Source organism: Streptomyces coeruleorubidus, from assembly GCF_008705135.1.
Taxonomy (GTDB): Bacteria; Actinomycetota; Actinomycetes; order Streptomycetales; family Streptomycetaceae; genus Streptomyces; species Streptomyces coeruleofuscus.
In genome coordinates, this window is record NZ_CP023694.1 from 3,248,766 (window position 1) to 3,263,756 (window position 14,991).

16 protein-coding genes and 2 tRNA genes are annotated in these 14,991 nt (G+C 71.0%); 3 read left to right on the top strand and 15 right to left on the bottom strand.

Features of this window, described 5'->3' with window-relative positions; all coding sequences use genetic code 11:
- The first annotated feature begins 252 nt into the window (after positions 1 to 252).
- Positions 253 to 1,518 (top strand): cytochrome b/b6 domain-containing protein, encoded by a 1,266-nt coding sequence (locus CP976_RS14970; RefSeq protein ID WP_150480815.1) that lies wholly within the window; start codon positions 253 to 255, stop codon positions 1,516 to 1,518.
- Entirely contained in the window at positions 1,515 to 3,131 is a 1,617-nt protein-coding gene (locus CP976_RS14975; protein ID WP_167537343.1) for an NADH-quinone oxidoreductase subunit NuoF family protein, read from the top strand. The genes CP976_RS14970 and CP976_RS14975 overlap by 4 nt, the downstream gene beginning before the upstream one ends.
- A 109-nt stretch (positions 3,132 to 3,240) precedes the next feature.
- Here the strand turns inward: CP976_RS14975 and CP976_RS14980 are convergent.
- The 10 genes from CP976_RS14980 to CP976_RS42915 form a co-directional block, all read right to left on the bottom strand.
- Positions 3,241 to 3,313, bottom strand: a tRNA-Ala gene (locus CP976_RS14980).
- Between the two features lie 128 nt (positions 3,314 to 3,441).
- A complete protein-coding gene (locus CP976_RS14985; RefSeq protein WP_006136074.1) occupies positions 3,442 to 3,675 on the bottom strand; it encodes a hypothetical protein in 234 nt (77 codons plus the stop codon).
- A gap of 3 nt (positions 3,676 to 3,678) precedes the next feature.
- Positions 3,679 to 3,849, bottom strand: coding sequence for a hypothetical protein (locus tag CP976_RS14990; protein ID WP_150480816.1), 171 nt, complete (start codon positions 3,847 to 3,849; stop codon positions 3,679 to 3,681).
- Positions 3,850 to 4,049: 200 nt separating this feature from the next.
- Positions 4,050 to 4,122, bottom strand: a tRNA-Ala gene (locus CP976_RS14995).
- 74 nt (positions 4,123 to 4,196) lie between these two features.
- Positions 4,197 to 4,871, bottom strand: a complete 675-nt coding sequence (locus tag CP976_RS15000; RefSeq protein WP_150480817.1) for a histidine phosphatase family protein — start codon at positions 4,869 to 4,871, stop codon at positions 4,197 to 4,199.
- Complete coding sequence (gene rsfS, locus CP976_RS15005; RefSeq protein WP_086843922.1) at positions 4,862 to 5,308, bottom strand: ribosome silencing factor; 447 nt, start codon at positions 5,306 to 5,308, stop codon at positions 4,862 to 4,864. Before rsfS ends, CP976_RS15000 begins: the two co-directional genes overlap by 10 nt.
- Positions 5,309 to 5,412: 104 nt before the next feature.
- On the bottom strand, positions 5,413 to 7,110 hold the full coding sequence (locus CP976_RS15010; protein WP_150480818.1) for a LytR C-terminal domain-containing protein: 1,698 nt from the start codon (positions 7,108 to 7,110) through the stop codon (positions 5,413 to 5,415).
- 16 nt (positions 7,111 to 7,126) lie between these two features.
- A complete protein-coding gene (gene nadD, locus CP976_RS15015) occupies positions 7,127 to 7,870 on the bottom strand; it encodes a nicotinate-nucleotide adenylyltransferase (protein ID WP_150480819.1) in 744 nt (247 codons plus the stop codon).
- 84 nt (positions 7,871 to 7,954) lie between these two features.
- Positions 7,955 to 8,119, bottom strand: coding sequence for a hypothetical protein (locus CP976_RS42910; RefSeq protein ID WP_086602241.1), 165 nt, complete (start codon positions 8,117 to 8,119; stop codon positions 7,955 to 7,957).
- Between the two features lie 165 nt (positions 8,120 to 8,284).
- Positions 8,285 to 8,446: a hypothetical protein gene (locus CP976_RS42915; RefSeq protein ID WP_086602242.1), complete on the bottom strand. Its 162-nt coding sequence runs from the start codon at positions 8,444 to 8,446 to the stop codon at positions 8,285 to 8,287.
- A gap of 125 nt (positions 8,447 to 8,571) precedes the next feature.
- Between CP976_RS42915 and CP976_RS15020 the strand changes: the two genes are divergently transcribed.
- Positions 8,572 to 9,696 (top strand): M48 family metallopeptidase, encoded by a 1,125-nt coding sequence (locus tag CP976_RS15020; RefSeq protein ID WP_150485358.1) that lies wholly within the window; start codon positions 8,572 to 8,574, stop codon positions 9,694 to 9,696.
- Positions 9,697 to 9,835: 139 nt separating this feature from the next.
- Here CP976_RS15020 and CP976_RS15025 read toward each other — a convergent pair whose 3' ends face one another.
- From CP976_RS15025 to proB, 5 genes are all read right to left on the bottom strand, one after another.
- Complete coding sequence (locus CP976_RS15025) at positions 9,836 to 10,906, bottom strand: SCO2583 family membrane protein (protein ID WP_150480820.1); 1,071 nt, start codon at positions 10,904 to 10,906, stop codon at positions 9,836 to 9,838.
- Between the two features lie 89 nt (positions 10,907 to 10,995).
- A complete protein-coding gene (locus CP976_RS15030) occupies positions 10,996 to 11,562 on the bottom strand; it encodes an SCO2584 family spore wall biosynthesis protein (RefSeq protein ID WP_444545278.1) in 567 nt (188 codons plus the stop codon).
- Positions 11,563 to 11,720: 158 nt separating this feature from the next.
- Positions 11,721 to 13,007 carry a glutamate-5-semialdehyde dehydrogenase gene (locus CP976_RS15035; RefSeq protein ID WP_150480822.1) on the bottom strand — a complete coding sequence of 429 codons (1,287 nt, stop codon included), beginning with the start codon at positions 13,005 to 13,007 and terminating at the stop codon, positions 11,721 to 11,723.
- Positions 13,008 to 13,091: 84 nt separating this feature from the next.
- Complete coding sequence (locus tag CP976_RS15040; protein ID WP_059416949.1) at positions 13,092 to 13,550, bottom strand: hypothetical protein; 459 nt, start codon at positions 13,548 to 13,550, stop codon at positions 13,092 to 13,094.
- 134 nt (positions 13,551 to 13,684) lie between these two features.
- Positions 13,685 to 14,791: a glutamate 5-kinase gene (gene proB / locus CP976_RS15045; RefSeq protein WP_150485359.1), complete on the bottom strand. Its 1,107-nt coding sequence runs from the start codon at positions 14,789 to 14,791 to the stop codon at positions 13,685 to 13,687.
- Positions 14,792 to 14,991 lie beyond the last annotated feature (200 nt).

Genomic DNA, 14,991 nt, shown 5'->3' on the forward strand with positions numbered 1-14,991 from the left:
GGCCGTCTCGTTGCCCAAAAAGCTGAACCAAGGTCAAAAGTTACTTCGCGTAACAGTCGCTAAGGGACATCACAACAACCACATTGTCCTTTGATAACAACGCAATAACTCAAACCTCGTACCCATCGGTATGGCGCGGCTTAGAGTGCGGCAGCGGGACCGCTTTCCCGAACCGCTCGGAGTTGCCCCCATGAACCCTCATCGCAGTAACAGCTCGCTACACCCGGTCACCGGGATGTGGGGAGGCCGGTCGTGAACCCCAACGACTCCACGGCAGACGACTCCTTCGCCGAGTTCCTCAACTTCGGCGCGGGCGTGCTGTCCCTGGTATGCCTGACCTGCTCGGTGATCTGGGGCCTGGTCGCCCAGGACCGGATCCTCCTCGACGCCCGCAGGCGCATCCTGGCGCAGGCCGTGCACCGGACCACGGCCGTCGCCTCGATCGCCTTCCTGCTGGTGCACATCGGAGTGAAGCTGGCGCTGGAGCACACCTCGTGGATCGCCGCGGTGATCCCCTTCGGGCTGCTGTTCACCGACGAAGAGGTGGTCGCGGGCAGGTCCTTCCTGATCGGCCTGGGCACCCTGGCGGGCATGCTCATGATCTTCGTGGGCATCACGGGCGTGCTGCGCAACCGCTTCGCGTCCCCGGCGCCCGTCGCGGCCCGCTGGCGGGCCATGCACATGCTGGCCTACCCGGCCTGGTGCGCCGCGCTGGTCCACGGCCTCTACGCGGGTCGCCAAGCCAAGCCGATCTTCGTCGTCCTGTACTGCCTGGCCCTGGTCGGCGTGGCCGGAGCCCTCGCCCTGCGCACCGCTCCGCGCCCGGTCAAGCGCAAGGTCGCCGACAAGTTCGCCCAGCTCATCGGGCCCGGAGAGGGCCTGGGACGCAGGGACCTGGAGGAGAGCCGGGCCCGGGCGGGCACCGGCTCCGCGCTGCCCGGCTACGGGGGCCGGGACACGCCCGTGGGGGCCATGGCCTCCTCGTCGGGGCCGCGGTACGAGAAGGCGGAGCGCGCCGCTCCCCAGGAGTCCACGAGCGGCTTCGCCGCGGCCTACCGGGCCGTCTCGAGCCCGCCCCTGGGCCAGCAGGCGTTCGCGCCGGGGCCGACCGACCGCACGGAACTGCCGCTGGACATGCAGCCCACCCAGACCATCCCGACCGTGGACGGCCCCTCCAGCACCTCGGGCAACTGGCCGATCCCGTCCCCGCCGCCGGTCGGCGAGGCCCCGCCGTCGGCCTACGACCCGCTCCAGGACACGGGCTTCAACATCCCGCCCTACGACCCCCTGCAAGACACCGGTCAAAGCGTTCCGGCCTATGACAATCCAGGCGCCTCCGGCTATGGATCGAGTGACGTGTACGACACGGGTGAGACGAACGCCGTCTATGACACGTACTACCCGAACGACACGTACAACAGCGGTCCCGCCACTGAAACACTGCCCGGTGCGTCCTACGACTTCGACGCTCCGGGCTCGGGCGAACCTTGGAACACGCCTTCCGGAGGCTTTAAGTGAACGAGGCTTTGCCTGACGTACCCGAAGTCCGCGTGGTCGGCCTTCCCCAGCTCACGTCCGGCTTCGACCTTGTCGATCGGCTCGATCTGCCCATGCACCTGAAGGTGCATGGGCCACTCGAGCCGATGGGCGGCGAGCAGCTCGCGCAACTCGCCGAACGCATCAACCTGAAGGGCCGCGGCGGCGCGGGCTTCCCCTTCCACAAGAAGCTGCGCTCGGTCGCCGAGGCCGCGATCAAACGCGGCGTCCGGCCGGTCGTCGTCGTGAACGGAAGCGAGGACGAGCCGGCCTGCCGCAAGGACACGGTGCTGATCAACCGCGCTCCCCATCTGATCCTGGACGGCGCACTGCTGTGCGCGGAGGCGCTGGGTGCCCGCACGCTCGTGGTGGGGGTCACCCGTGAGTCCACACAGCGCTCCATGGAGGCCGCGCTGGCCGAACGCGGCCTCAGCAACGGCCGCAGATCGGCACTCCGCGCGCGTGTGCAGCGCAATCCGGTCCGGATGGTCACCGGCGCCGCCGCGTCGCTGATCCGCTCCATCGACGGCGGTCCGGCCATCCCACCGGGCCGCAAGGTCAGCGCCTCGCAGAACGGCGTCGGCGGCGCGCCCACGCTGCTGTCCAACGCCGAGACCTTCGCCCAACTGGCCATCGCCGCCCGCATCGGCCCGGAGCGCTACGGCAACACCGGCCTGTACGACGAGCCGGGCACCGTCATGCTCACGGTCTCCGGGGCGGTCGCCCGCCCCATGGTGATCGAGGTCCCGACGGGCGTGCCGCTGCGGTACGTCCTCCAGCTCGCCGGCGCCCCGCCGGTGCCGCAGGGCGTGCTCACCGGCGGCTACCACGGCAAGTGGATCGACGCGGCGACGGTCAACGAGGCGATCGTCTCCCGCAACTCCCTGGACGCGGTGGGCGGCGCGCTCGGCGCCGGCGCGATCCTGCCGATCACTCAGGAGACCTGCCCACTGGGCGAGTCACTGCGTGTCGCCCAGTGGCTGGCGGAGGAGAGCGCGGGCCAGTGCGGCCCCTGCTACCTCGGCCTGCCGGCCGCCGCGCGCGGCCTGGAGGACATCCTCAACGGCGGCGGACCGGCCGCCCTCGAAGCCCTCAAGCAGGTCGCCAAGAACGTGAAGCGGCGCGGCGCGTGCTCGCACCCGGACGGCTCCGCGATGTTCATCGAGTCGACCATCAAGGCGTTCACGGACGACCTGGCCGCCCATGTCCTCGGAAACGGCTGCGGACGGCCCGTGGAGGGCGTTCTGCCGCTCTTCGAGGGCGGCAGGGCCCCTACGGGCATCCCGGGCGGCGGCGAGTCCGAGGAGAACGGCCCCAGCCGTCAGAAGATCTTCGTCGACTGGACGCTGTGCCGGGGCCACGGCCTGTGCGCGGACATCCTCCCCGAGGTGTTCCAGCTCGGCGCCGACGGCTTCCCGACCGTGGCGCAGGCGAAGGTGCCGCGGTACGCCGAGGACAAGGCTCTACGCGCGGTGCGCCGCTGCCCGGCGCTGGCCCTGCGCATCGAGGAGGACACGCGCGCTCAGGGCGGCGCGCCGTCCCGCAACCTCCCCGTCCTGTCCCAGGGCCGCGGCCGCCGCGCTCTCGGCCGCTGAGCACACGTACGGCGGGCTCCCCTCAGGGGAGCCCGCCGTACGCGCACAGGGACACCACACACGAAGAAGGCGGGCCATCCGATCGGATGGCCCGCCTTCTCATCTGCTGTGGAGCTAAGGAGAATTGAACTCCTGACCTCCTGCATGCCATGCAGGCGCTCTACCAACTGAGCTATAGCCCCTTGCTGCGTCCCTCCGGGTTTCCCCGGCGGCGACGCCAACTTTACTGGTCCGGCGGGCCCAACACCAAATCGATTTCGCCTCGTACGGGGATGCCCGCTATGTCGGATTTACACCGACCTTGCGGGCTCTACGCCGTGACGAACGAATAGAACCGCTTGAGCGTGCAGTGCTCCTCCAGAAGCCGGCCGTAGATCGGCTCGCCCTCCAGCTCGCGGTACGTCTCGATCGGGTCGCCCTTTATGATCAGCGCCCGCGCGCACTCCTCGCACCAGTACTGGTAGTCGGGATTGATCGGCTCCATGTCGCGGACGATCGGAGTCCCGCTGCCACACCAGTCGCATTTCCGCCTGTGTGCACCCATCGATCAGCTCCAGCTGTGGCCGCAGGCCGTGCACACGTAGGAGATCCCGCCGTTGTCGCCGAGCATCTGGGCCACGTGCGCGGATCCGCAGGAAGGGCAGCTGAGGCGGGTCGACATATCCCCTGTCAATGCTGCTCCGAGGAGGTGGTCGACCTCCTGGATGCTCGCAGGCATCGCTACTCCTCCCGTCGGGCCGCGCCCCCTTCCGGCCGTTTGATTCTGCCACGGCCGGAGCAATACGGTCAGCGACGCCTCAGTACCAGTCCGGACACGGCAGGCGTCGTGGCCGTAGAGGTATACGCCTCAGCGGGCCCGAGTGACTCAACCCGGGGCACGAAAAATCCCGCCCCCTGGACGGGAACGGGATCTTGACGTGGAGCTAAGGAGAATTGAACTCCTGACCTCCTGCATGCCATGCAGGCGCTCTACCAACTGAGCTATAGCCCCTCTTGTTCCTTCCCGGCGGGCCGGGCGAACAAGAAGAACTTTAGCCTGCGACCTGCCGGAAAGTGAAATCCGGGTCAGTCGTCGTCGCCGAGCACCGGTTCCGGCAGCGTGCCGGCGTTGTGCTCCAGCAGGCGCCAGCCGCGGGCGCCTTCGCCGAGGACGGACCAGCAGCAGTTGGAGAGTCCGCCGAGGCTCTCCCAGTCGTGGGGGTCCAGGGCGAGGAGGCGGCCGATGGTGGTGCGGATGGTGCCGCCGTGGCTGACCACGACGAGCGTGCCGTCCTCCGGGAGCTTCTCGGCGTGCCGCAGCACCACGGGGGCGGCGCGGTCGGCGACCTCGGTCTCCAGTTCGCCACCACCGCGGCGCACCGGCTCGCCGCGCTTCCACGCGGCGTACTCCTCGCCGTGCCGGGCGATGATCTCCTCGTGCGTCAGGCCCTGCCAGACACCCGCGTAGGTCTCGCGCAGCCCCTCGTCGTGGGTCACGTCGAGGCCGGTGAGCGCGGCGAGCTCGGCGGCCGTGTTCGCGGCCCGCTTCAGGTCGGAGGCGACGATCGCGGCCGGCTTCAGGCCGACGAGCAGCCGGGCGGCGCGGCGGGCCTGGGCGACGCCGGTCTCGGTGAGCTCGACGTCCGTGGTGCCCTGGAAGCGGCGCTCCACGTTCCACGCGGTCTGGCCGTGCCGCCAGAGGATGATGCGGCGGCCCCGGCCCTTGCCGGCGGACGCCTCACTGAAGGAGGTCACCGCCAGTCACCTTCCAGCTCCGCCGCCTCCTCGGCCGCTCGCAGCTTGGCGTGCTCCTCGGCCTTGCCGCGGGTGGCCTTGGCGTCCTCGGGCAGCTCCAGCTCGGGGCAGTCCTTCCACAGCCGCTCCAGGGCGTAGAAGACGCGCTCCTCGCTGTGCTGGACGTGGACGACGATGTCGACGTAGTCGAGCAGCACCCAGCGGGCCTCGCGGTCGCCCTCGCGGCGCACCGGCTTGGCGCCGAGCTCCTTGCTGAGGCGCTCCTCGATCTCGTCGACGATCGACTTGACCTGACGGTCGTTGGGAGCGGAGGCCAGCAGGAAGGCGTCCGTGATGGACAGCACGTCACTGACGTCGTAGGCGACGATGTCGTGTGCCAGCTTGTCGGCGGCCGCCTGGGCGGCGGTGTTGATCAGCTCGTGAGAGCGGTCGGTCACGGTCACTACAAGGCTTTCCGTCGGCGGTCACTTGCCACCAAGGGTCTCACGGACCGCCGTGCGCCCCCCACGCGATTACGGGGACCGGGTGGGGGGCGTACTCCTGCCGGCTAGTCGGACGACGGCTTGTAGTCCTGGCCGAGGACGACGGCGACGTCGGCGCCCGCGGAGATCCGGCCCTTGGTGACGGAGCCCTCTGGCAGGCCCAGGGTCTTGGCGACCTCGGCCGCGTCGGCCTTGCCGGCGGCGTCGGCGTAGGTGACCTTGGACGTGGCCTGGGCGGAGCCGGGCGTGCCGCCCTCCAGGAAGGTGAAGCCGCCGTTGAGGAGCACGACGCGGGCCTTCTCCGTGTTGTCCTTCACACCGCTGGCGTTCTGGACGGAGACGCTGACGGCGGCGTCCTTGTCGGGGCTCTTGGCGGTGCCGCCGAGGACGTTCTTGACCACGCCCTCACTGGCCTGGGCGCTGAGCGTGCCGTCCGTCCGGACGGGCAGCAGGTCCGTCCGGTAGTCGCCGCCCTTGGCGAGGTCGGAGAGCCCGGCGAGGAAGGTGCCGAGGTCCTTGTCGGTCAGGGACGGGTCCAGGATCTGCGCCAGGGTCTGGATCGTGGTCGTCGCGGCCTGCGGGTCGGAGGACAGCTTGCGCAGTACGCCTTGCAGGACCTGCCCGAAGCGCTCCAGCTGGGCGTTCTGGGCCTCGCCGGGGGCGCGGTAGGTGGCGTAGGCGACGGCCATCTTGCCGCTGAGGGTCTGTGCCTTGCCCTGGTTGACCAGGGGGGCCGCGCCCTTCTTCTCGGCGCCGGGGTCGGGGACGTCCGTGTCGGTGTCGACGTCGATGTTGCCGACGAGGTCTACGAGGTTCTGGAGGTAGGGGGTGTCCAGGCGCCAGGTGCCCTGGATGTCGGTGCCGAGGACCGTGTCGAGTGCGTCGCGGGTGCCGTCGGAGCCGTCGTCCTCGACCGACTTGGCGAGCGTCGTCGTGGTGCCGTCGTCGCTGGTCAGGGCGAGGGAGTTGGGCAGCAGGACGGTGGTGCCCCGCTTGGTGGTGGTGTTGTCCACGAGGAGGGCCGTGGCGGTGCCGCCGCCCTTGGTGTCGTGCAGGTGGACGACGATCACGTCGCGCTTCTGGGCGCCCGCGGCCGTGGCGGTGCCCGTCGCGGAGTCGTCGGAGGACAGGGCGGGCAGCTTCCCCGCGTACCAGAGGTAACCGACACCGCCGACCGCGGCGAGCGCGAGGACGACGACCAGGGCGACGATCCGGCTGCGGGCGCGGCGCCGGGCCTCCTCGCGGCGCTCGGTGCGGTTCTCGGTGAACTTCAGCCAGTCGATGACGTCTTCGGAGTTGTCGTCGGGATCCTCGACGAAGGCGAACTGCTCGGTGTGGTACTCCCGTTCGGGCCGGTCGCGGACGTCCTCCTCGTCGGCCGGGCCCGCCTGCTGCGGGATGTGGGCGGTCTGTTCGGCGACCCGGGGCTGCTGGGCCGTACCGGCGCCGGCCGCGGCCTGGCCATAGGGGTCGTGGGGCGCGGTGCCGTGCTGGTGCTGCCCGGAGGCGTAGGGGTCGTAGGAGCCGTAAGCAGACTGCTGCTGCTGACCGGTGCCGTAGTCGTACGCGGCCGGGGGCTGCTGCCCTGTCGTGGCGTACGGGTCGTAGCCGTAGCCCTGCTGTTGCTGCTGGGCGTACGGGTCGTACGTCTGCTGCTGGGTCTGCTGTGCCGGGACCTGGCGGTAGACAGGCCGGCCGTACTCGTCGTAGCCGACGAGCTCGTACTGGTCGTCCCCGTACCCCGGGTCGTATCGGTCGTTCACCGGTGCCCCTCTCGGCTCACTCGCCGCGGTACAGCTCGCGCTTGTCGATGTAGCGCACGACTCCGTCCGGCACCAGATACCAGATGGGGTCGCCCTTGGCGACTCTCGCACGGCAGTCCGTGGAGGAGATGGCGAGGGCGGGGACCTCGACGAGGGAGACGCCGCCCTCCGGAAGTCCTGGGTCGTTCAGGTGGTGGCCCGGCCGGGTGACCCCGATGAAGTGCGCGAGGGAGATCAGTTCCTCGCTGTCCCGCCAGGTGAGGATCTGGGACAGCGCGTCGGCGCCCGTGATGAAGAACAGGTCCGTCTCGGGGTTGAGCGCGCGCAGGTCACGCAGGGTGTCCACGGTGTAGGTGGGGCCGCCGCGGTCGATGTCGATGCGGCTCACCGAGAACTGCGGGTTCTCGGCGGTCGCGATGACCGTCATCAGGTAGCGGTCCTCGGCCGGGGAGACCTTGCGGTGGGACTTCTGCCATGGCTGGCCGGTCGGGACGAAGACCACCTCGTCGAGGCGGAACGCCGCGGCGACCTCGCTGGCCGCCACGAGGTGCCCGTGGTGGATCGGGTCGAAGGTGCCGCCCATGACGCCGAGGCGGCGCTTGCCCAGCCGGGGCCGGTCGTTTCCGGGGCCGTCGATCTGGCGGTGCGCCGTGACGGCACGGCGAGGCTCCGAGTGTCGCTCGGTGCCGCTCGCCGTGTCCTGTGCCGAGTCGTGCGGCGTCTCGTTCGCCGGACCGGTAGGCATGTCCTGCTCTCCCATGCGTGCAGACCCTACCGGCCCTGCCTGAGGGCTCCGGCCGCCCCCGGGTTCCCTGGGCGCCCCGCGCGGGGCGCCCCGCCGGGCTCAGCGGTCGCGGTTGAAGCGGGTGGTGACCCACAGCATCAGCAGCAGGATGAAGAGAGCGGCACCACCGGTGAGGTAGGGGCTGAGGCTCTCGTGGTTTCCGCCGTGCTCCTCGCCCTCGGCGGCGAGGGTGACCAACTGGGCAGCGGTGCTGTGGAAGCTCATCTTCGGCAGGACCTATCGCATGTGGGCGGGTTAAAGACGTCGGCTCATCGTAAGCGGGCGCCCCGACCGCGATCACCCCGACTCCGCCTGTTCGTGACGCGGAGGCGGTGCCCGCTCCCACCCGGCCCGGTCCCGGGGCCTCGTGCGGGGAACCTTCCCGGTGCCTCAGTCGTCCTTCCGTCTGTAGCCACGCAGCAGGAACCACGCGGTCAGCACACAGCCCAGGATCATCACGATCAGTACGTACCGCAGCATCCCCGGCCCTCCTTGCCGCTCGGCGGCGGTCGCGGCCTCTGCGAGCCAGGCGGCTGCGGGGTGGTGCTCCATGGCGGCGGTCTCCTTCGCTGTACTGCCCGACCACCGTAACTCCGCCTAGGCTGGGCTCTGCCTCGGGGAAGCAAAAGGCCGCACAAAGGGCCGTAAAGGTCACACAGACGCACATGGGGGAAGACATGTCCGACGGCCACGAGCACAACGGGCACGAGCACGTGCCGAGCAGGCAGCGCAGGCGCTTCCCCGGAATCTCCTCGCGTACGTACGAGCACCCGGCCGACCGCTCGGCCCTGGTGGCGCTGCGCAAGCTGAGCGGTTTCGACACGGTGTTCAAGGCGCTCAGCGGCCTGCTGCCCGAGCGCAGTCTGCGGCTGCTGTTCCTGTCCGACTCGGTACGGGTGTCCGACCAGCAGTTCTCGCATCTGAACGTGATGCTGCGGGACGCCTGCTACATCCTGGACCTGGAGAAGGTCCCGCCGATGTACGTGAACCAGGACCCGCAGCCGAACGCGATGTGCATCGGCCTGGACGAGCCGATCATCGTCGTGACGACGGGCCTCGTCGAACTGCTCGACGAGGAGGAGATGCGGGCGGTCGTCGGCCACGAGGTGGGGCACGCGCTGTCCGGGCACTCGGTCTACCGGACCATCCTGCTGTTCCTGACCAGCCTCGCCGTCCGGGTCGCCTGGATCCCCCTGGGCAACCTCGCGATCATGGCGATCGTGACCGGGCTGCGCGAGTGGTTCCGCAAGTCGGAGCTGTCCGCGGACCGGGCGGGGCTGCTGGTCGGGCAGGATCTCCAGGCGTCCATGCGGGGTCTGATGAAGATCGCGGGCGGTAACCACCTGCACGAGATGAACGTGGACGCGTTCCTCGCCCAGGCCGAGGAGTACGAGGCCGGGGGCGACCTGCGCGACTCGGTGCTGAAGATCCTGAACGTGCTGCCGCGCTCCCACCCCTTCACCACCGTGCGGGCGGCCGAGCTGAAGAAGTGGGCCGAGTCGCGGGACTACCAGCGGATCATGGACGGCCACTACCCGCGGCGCGACGAGGACAAGGACACCTCGGTCCGGGACTCCTGGCGGGACTCGGCGAACCACTACTCGACCCATGTGAAGAACTCCAAGGACCCGCTGATGAAGCTGGTCACCGACCTCGCCGGCGGCGCCGGCGACCTGGGCGACCGCGTCCGCCGCGGCTTCGGCGGCTTCACCAACCCGGCTCAGAAGCCGCCCCAGGGGCCCGGGACGCCGGGCACGTCGGACTCCCCGGGAGACGACCGGCCGCCGCGCGACGAGAGCTGAGAAGCCCGGAGGGGCACCGGGAGGGGCACCGGGAGGGGCACCGGGAGGGGCACCGGGAGGGGCACCGGGAGGGGCACCGGGAGGGGCACCGGGAGAACCACAGCGCCCAGCGCCGGCTGGAGCGCCCGGAAGCCCGCCGTCACACCCTCGGCTGCGCGCTCGTCGCCAGGGAGCCGCACAGGGCCGTGGCACTGCCCGTGGCGTAGGGGTCCGTGCCGGCGGGGCCGCCTTCCTTGGCCGTCTGGCCGGCCAGGAGGGGGCGCAGGTGGTTCGTGGAGTCCTCGGCACAGGAGAGCGGGCCGGCCTGGACGTAGGAGACGACGAGCTGGGCCTGGTGCAGGCGCAGGTCGTCGCGGTCGAAGCGGAAGTGCAGCTCGCGCCGGACGGTGAACAGGGACGCCTCGGCCTTGCCACCGGCCCCGGCGGGCCGCAGTGCGTACACGAACGTGTGGTCGGCGGTGACCTCGAGCGTGGAGGAGTCGGCCTCCGCGGCCTGGAGCGTGCCCTGGACCCGAACCCTGCGGTCGGCCAGCTCGGCGCGGGAGGGGTCGAAGCGGACGAGCCATCCGGTGGGCGCGTGGCGTCCGTCCGCGGTGGGGCGGGCGAAGCTCTGATCGAACTGGTCGAGCTGGTCGGGGGCCAGCAGCACGCGGACGGCGCGGACCTCACGGCCCGTGAGCACGTCCGGGTCGAGGGCGGAGCGGACGATGTAGTCCTTGGCGGTGGTCAGGGCGGACACGACCTGGCTGTCCGAGAAGTGCGCGGTGCGCCGCGAGGCGGGCAGCGGCACGCCCTCCGCGCCGGTCTTGAACTGTGCGGCGGGGCTGCGCTCGTACAGGTACGCCGTGTCGGCCGTGCCGGGCACCTTGCCCTCGGGGGCGAGCGGGATGACGGTCATCCGCAGGGGTTCGGCGGTCTCCTGGGCGGCGGGGGCCTGGTAGGGGTGCCGTACACCCATGTAGATCGCGGTGCCGAAGGCGAAGGCGATCAGCAGGACCAGGACCAGTGCCTGCCGGGACAGGCCCCGGCGCAGGGGAGCGACGCGGCGCACGGCGGGCGCGTGGTCGCTGATCCGCTCCTGGGCGGAGTACTCCTGAAGGCGGGCAGCGCGGACGAACGATTCGTCGAAGACGACGGATCGGTACTCGTCCTCTCCACCTCCGGGAGCGCCCTCGGGTGTCCCCTCAGGTGGATCTCCTGGCCCGCCCATATCTTCAGGGTAGGTCTCCGGGAGCTCGGGTAAACGCCCTGCCGCACCACAAGTTCTGACAGGTCCTCACCAATGTGAGCGGGTTCCGGTCAGGGGTTGCGCGGGATCACCGAGACGGCCGGCTGGGAGTAGTCCGCGGAAGCGGAGGGAGCCGCCCCGCTGCCCTGTTCCAGCCCGGTCGAGGTGGGCGCCGGCACGGGGTCCTGGCGGTTGGAGGACGCGCCCCGGTAGACCGCCGTGAAGGCCAGCGCGACCATGCCGATGCCCATCACGAGGGCGAGCACCCAGGCGACGGGGCGGTGCCAGCGGACCCGTTTGGAGTACGGCCCGGTGCCGCCGTAGTGGTCCTCGAGGACATCGGGGTCGTCCAGGTCGTCCAGCTCGGGATCATGGCCAAAATTGCCGGACCCGTCCGGGCCGTACCCGTCGTCGTACCGCTCGCCTCTGGAGTGGGCGCGGCGCGCCTCCGCCTCGGCTCTCGCCTTGGCGGCGGCCAGGAGGCGCTCCACGGCGCTCGGCTCGTGCACCACGGCCGCGCGTACGAAGGCCTCGTCGAAGACCACGGAGGCGAACTCTTCGTCCGACACCCCGCGGTCGTGGTCGTCGTCGGGCTCCCGGCCGTCAGGAAACGGCGTGCCCCCCACGTCCTCCGGCACGGTTCCAGAGTAGACCTGGGGGGTCATTTTGGGCAGACGGTATGGAAATTCATCCGCCGGTTGAGACGGCGTTCACGGGGTGCCGCACGGCGCACGCCCGGCCGGTCCTCCCCTGCCGCACACACATGCGCCGCGTCACACACCCACGCGGCAGTCGGTCAGCGCCGCACGTGCCCGTCACCAGTGACGATGTACTTCGTGCTGGTCAGCTCGGGCAGACCCATCGGGCCACGGGCGTGCAGCTTCTGCGTGGAGATGCCGATCTCCGCACCGAAGCCGAACTGGCCGCCGTCGGTGAAGCGGGTGGAGGCGTTGACGGCGACCGTCGTCGAGTCGACCAGCTGGGTGAAGCGGCGGGCGGCCTGCTGCGACGTGGTGACGATGGCCTCGGTGTGGCCGGAGGTCCACAGCCGGATGTGCTCGACGGCCTTGTCCAGCGAGTCCACCACGGCCGCGGCGATGTCGTACGACAGGTACTCCGTCTCCCAGTCCTCGGCCGTCGCCTCGACGACCGTGGCCTTGGAGTCCTTGGCGTAGGCCAGGACGCGCTCGTCGGCGTGCACGGTGACCCCGGCGCCGGCGAGGGCGTCCAGGGCCCGCGGCAGGAACTCGGCGGCGATGTCCTGGTGGACCAGAAGGGTCTCGGCGGCGTTGCAGACGCCGACGCGCTGGGCCTTGGAGTTGATCAGGATCTCGACGGCCATGTCCAGGTCGGCCTGGGCGTCGACGTAGACGTGGCAGTTGCCGGTGCCGGTCTCGATGACCGGGACGACCGACTCCTGGACGACCGTGTTGATCAGCGAGGCGCCGCCGCGCGGGATGAGCACGTCGACCAGGCCGCGGGCGCGCATCAGCTCGCGCACGCTGTCGCGGCTCTCGCCGGGCACCAGCTGGATGGCGTCGGCGGGCAGCCCGGCACCGCCCACGGCGTCGCGCAGGACGCGCACGAGGGCGCTGTTCGACTGGTACGCCGAGGAGGAGCCGCGCAGCAGGACCGCGTTGCCGGACTTCAGGCAGAGGGCGGCGGCGTCGACGGTGACGTTCGGCCGGCCCTCGTAGATGATCCCGACGACGCCGAGCGGCACGCGGACCTGGCGCAGGTCGATGCCGTTGGGCAGCGTGGAGCCGCGTACGACCTCGCCGACCGGGTCGGGCAGCGCGGCGACGTCGCGGACGTCCGAGGCGATGGCGCGGACCCGCTCGGGGGTGAGCGTGAGCCGGTCGATCATGCCCTCGCTGATGCCGGCCTCGCGGGCCTTGGCGACGTCCTTGGCGTTGGCCTCGACGATCTCGCTCGTACGGACCTCCAGCGCGTCGGCGATGGCGAGCAGCGCGTCGTCCTTGTCGGCCCTCGGCAGCGGCGCGAGGCTCGCGGCGGCGGCCTTGGCGCGGTAGGCGGCCTCGGTGACCGGGGACATGGAGTCGTACGGCGAAAGCGTGGTCATAAGGGAAGCGTAGTGTGCCGGGCGGGACCGTTCACCGCGCGTTCCACACCCCGAGACACTCTGCGAGACGGCTTCCGGGCCGGGTCAGAACGGATGGACTCCGACCGGCGACGCGGGCGGCGGACCGTACCCCTCGGCGATGCGCTGGTGGTAGGTCGCGCGGTCGATGACCTCCAGGCCGACGATCTCCCAGGGCGGCAGCCCCGCGGTCTGCCGGTGCTCGCCCCACAGGCGCAGGGCGACGGCGGCCGCGTCGTGCAGGTCGCGGGCCTCTTCCCAGTAGCGGATCTCCGCGTGGTCGACCGCGTATCGGCTGGTGAGGAGGAAGGGATGGTCGTGGGCGAGCTGTTCGAGGGCGCGCCGGACCTCGGGGAGCGGGGCCTCCTTGCCGGAGACGCTGAGGGTGACGTGCCACAGGCGCGGCGTGTCCGCGGGTTCCTCGCCCTCGAACCGGTCCCCGGCCGCCACGCTCGTCAGGGCCCGCTCCTCACCGGCCGCGCGGGAGCCGGCACCACCACGGGACGCCGTGGCCCCAGGGCGCACTCGTCTCACGACGGCCTCCTTTGCACTGTGGCGCTGCTGTGGAATATGTCCCCGAGACAAAGTTGAGCAGGCCGCAGGAGATCGCGGGGCGGTTTTGCGGAACGTCCACCACCGGGGGCGGAGGTTTCGACCCATTACGGGTGCAGGAGCACCAGGTCGTCCCTGTGTACGACCTCGCGTTCGTACGCGGGTCCGAGTTCGCGAGCCAGTTCGCGGGTCGAGCGGCCGATCAGCCGGGGGATCTCCTTGGCGTCGAAGCTGACGAGCCCCCGGGCCACGGCCCGCCCCGTGGCGTCCCGCAGCTCGACCGGGTCACCGGCGCTGAACTCGCCCTCGACGGCGGCGATCCCGGCGGGCAGCAGCGACTTGCGGCGCTCCACGACGGCCTCGACGGCACCGTCGTCCAGGGTGAGGGCGCCCTGCGGGGTGGAGGCGTGCTGGAGCCACAGCAGCCGGTCGGCGGAGCGCTTGCCGGTGGGGTGGAAGTAGGTGCCGGTGTCCTGGCCGGACAGGGCGTCGGCCGCGTGGACGGCGCTGGTGAGCACGACGGGCACGCCGGCGGCGGCCGCGATGCGGGCGGCCTCCACCTTGGTGACCATGCCGCCGGTGCCGACGCCGGCCTTGCCCGCGCTGCCGATCTCGACGCCCGAGAGCTCGGAGGGGTCGCGCACCTCGGCGATGCGGGAGGTGCCGGGCTTGCCGGGGTCGCCGTCGTAGACGCCGTCCACGTCGGACAGCAGGACCAGCAGGTCGGCGTGGACGAGGTGGGCGACCAGAGCGGCGAGGCGGTCGTTGTCGCCGAAGCGGATCTCGTCCGTGGCGACGGTGTCGTTCTCGTTGACGACCGGGAGGGCGCCCATCGCGAGGAGCTTGTCGAGGGTGCGCGAGGCGTTGCGGTGGTGGGCGCGGCGGCTCATGTCGTCGGAGGTCAGGAGCACCTGGCCGACGCGGACGCCGTAGCGGGCGAAGGAGGCGGTGTAGCGGGCGACCAGCAGGCCCTGGCCGACGCTGGCGGCGGCCTGCTGCCGGGCGAGGTCCTTGGGGCGGCGGCTCAGGCCCAGCGGGGCGAGGCCGGCCGCGATGGCGCCGGAGGAGACCAGGACGATCTCGCGCTCACCACCGCTGCGGACCTTCGCGAGCACGTCGACCAGCGCGTCCACGCGGTCGGCGTCCAGGCCCCCCGACGCGGTCGTCAGCGAGGAGGACCCGACCTTGACGACGATCCTGCGGGCCTCGCCCACGGCCTGCCTTGCCCCTGCCACGTCGCCGTCCGTCCCCTCGCGTCGATTCGGTCGCTCACCAGGAAATCTACGGGACGGGCGGGCGGGGCGCGGCGCCGGTCCACGCTACGGACGGTGCCGCCCGCGTCACGGGAGGGCGGCAGTCACCCTTCTTCTGTCCCACCACGCGACAGGAACGCGATCTTCCGCTACGGTCCCAC

Coding starts and splice junctions, on each gene's coding strand:
- CP976_RS14990 (WP_150480816.1), bottom strand. CDS start 3,849: ATGCCTGCGAGCATCCAGGAGGTCGACCACCTCCTCGGAGCAGCATTG.
- CP976_RS42915 (WP_086602242.1), bottom strand. CDS start 8,446: ATGGAGCACCACCCCGCAGCCGCCTGGCTCGCAGAGGCCGCGACCGCC.
- nadD (WP_150480819.1), bottom strand. CDS start 7,870: ATGGGAGAGCAGGACATGCCTACCGGTCCGGCGAACGAGACGCCGCAC.
- CP976_RS15020 (WP_150485358.1), top strand. CDS start 8,572: ATGTCCGACGGCCACGAGCACAACGGGCACGAGCACGTGCCGAGCAGG.
- CP976_RS42910 (WP_086602241.1), bottom strand. CDS start 8,119: ATGAGCTTCCACAGCACCGCTGCCCAGTTGGTCACCCTCGCCGCCGAG.
- CP976_RS14985 (WP_006136074.1), bottom strand. CDS start 3,675: ATGGGTGCACACAGGCGGAAATGCGACTGGTGTGGCAGCGGGACTCCG.
- CP976_RS15025 (WP_150480820.1), bottom strand. CDS start 10,906: ATGGGCGGGCCAGGAGATCCACCTGAGGGGACACCCGAGGGCGCTCCC.
- CP976_RS15035 (WP_150480822.1), bottom strand. CDS start 13,007: ATGACCACGCTTTCGCCGTACGACTCCATGTCCCCGGTCACCGAGGCC.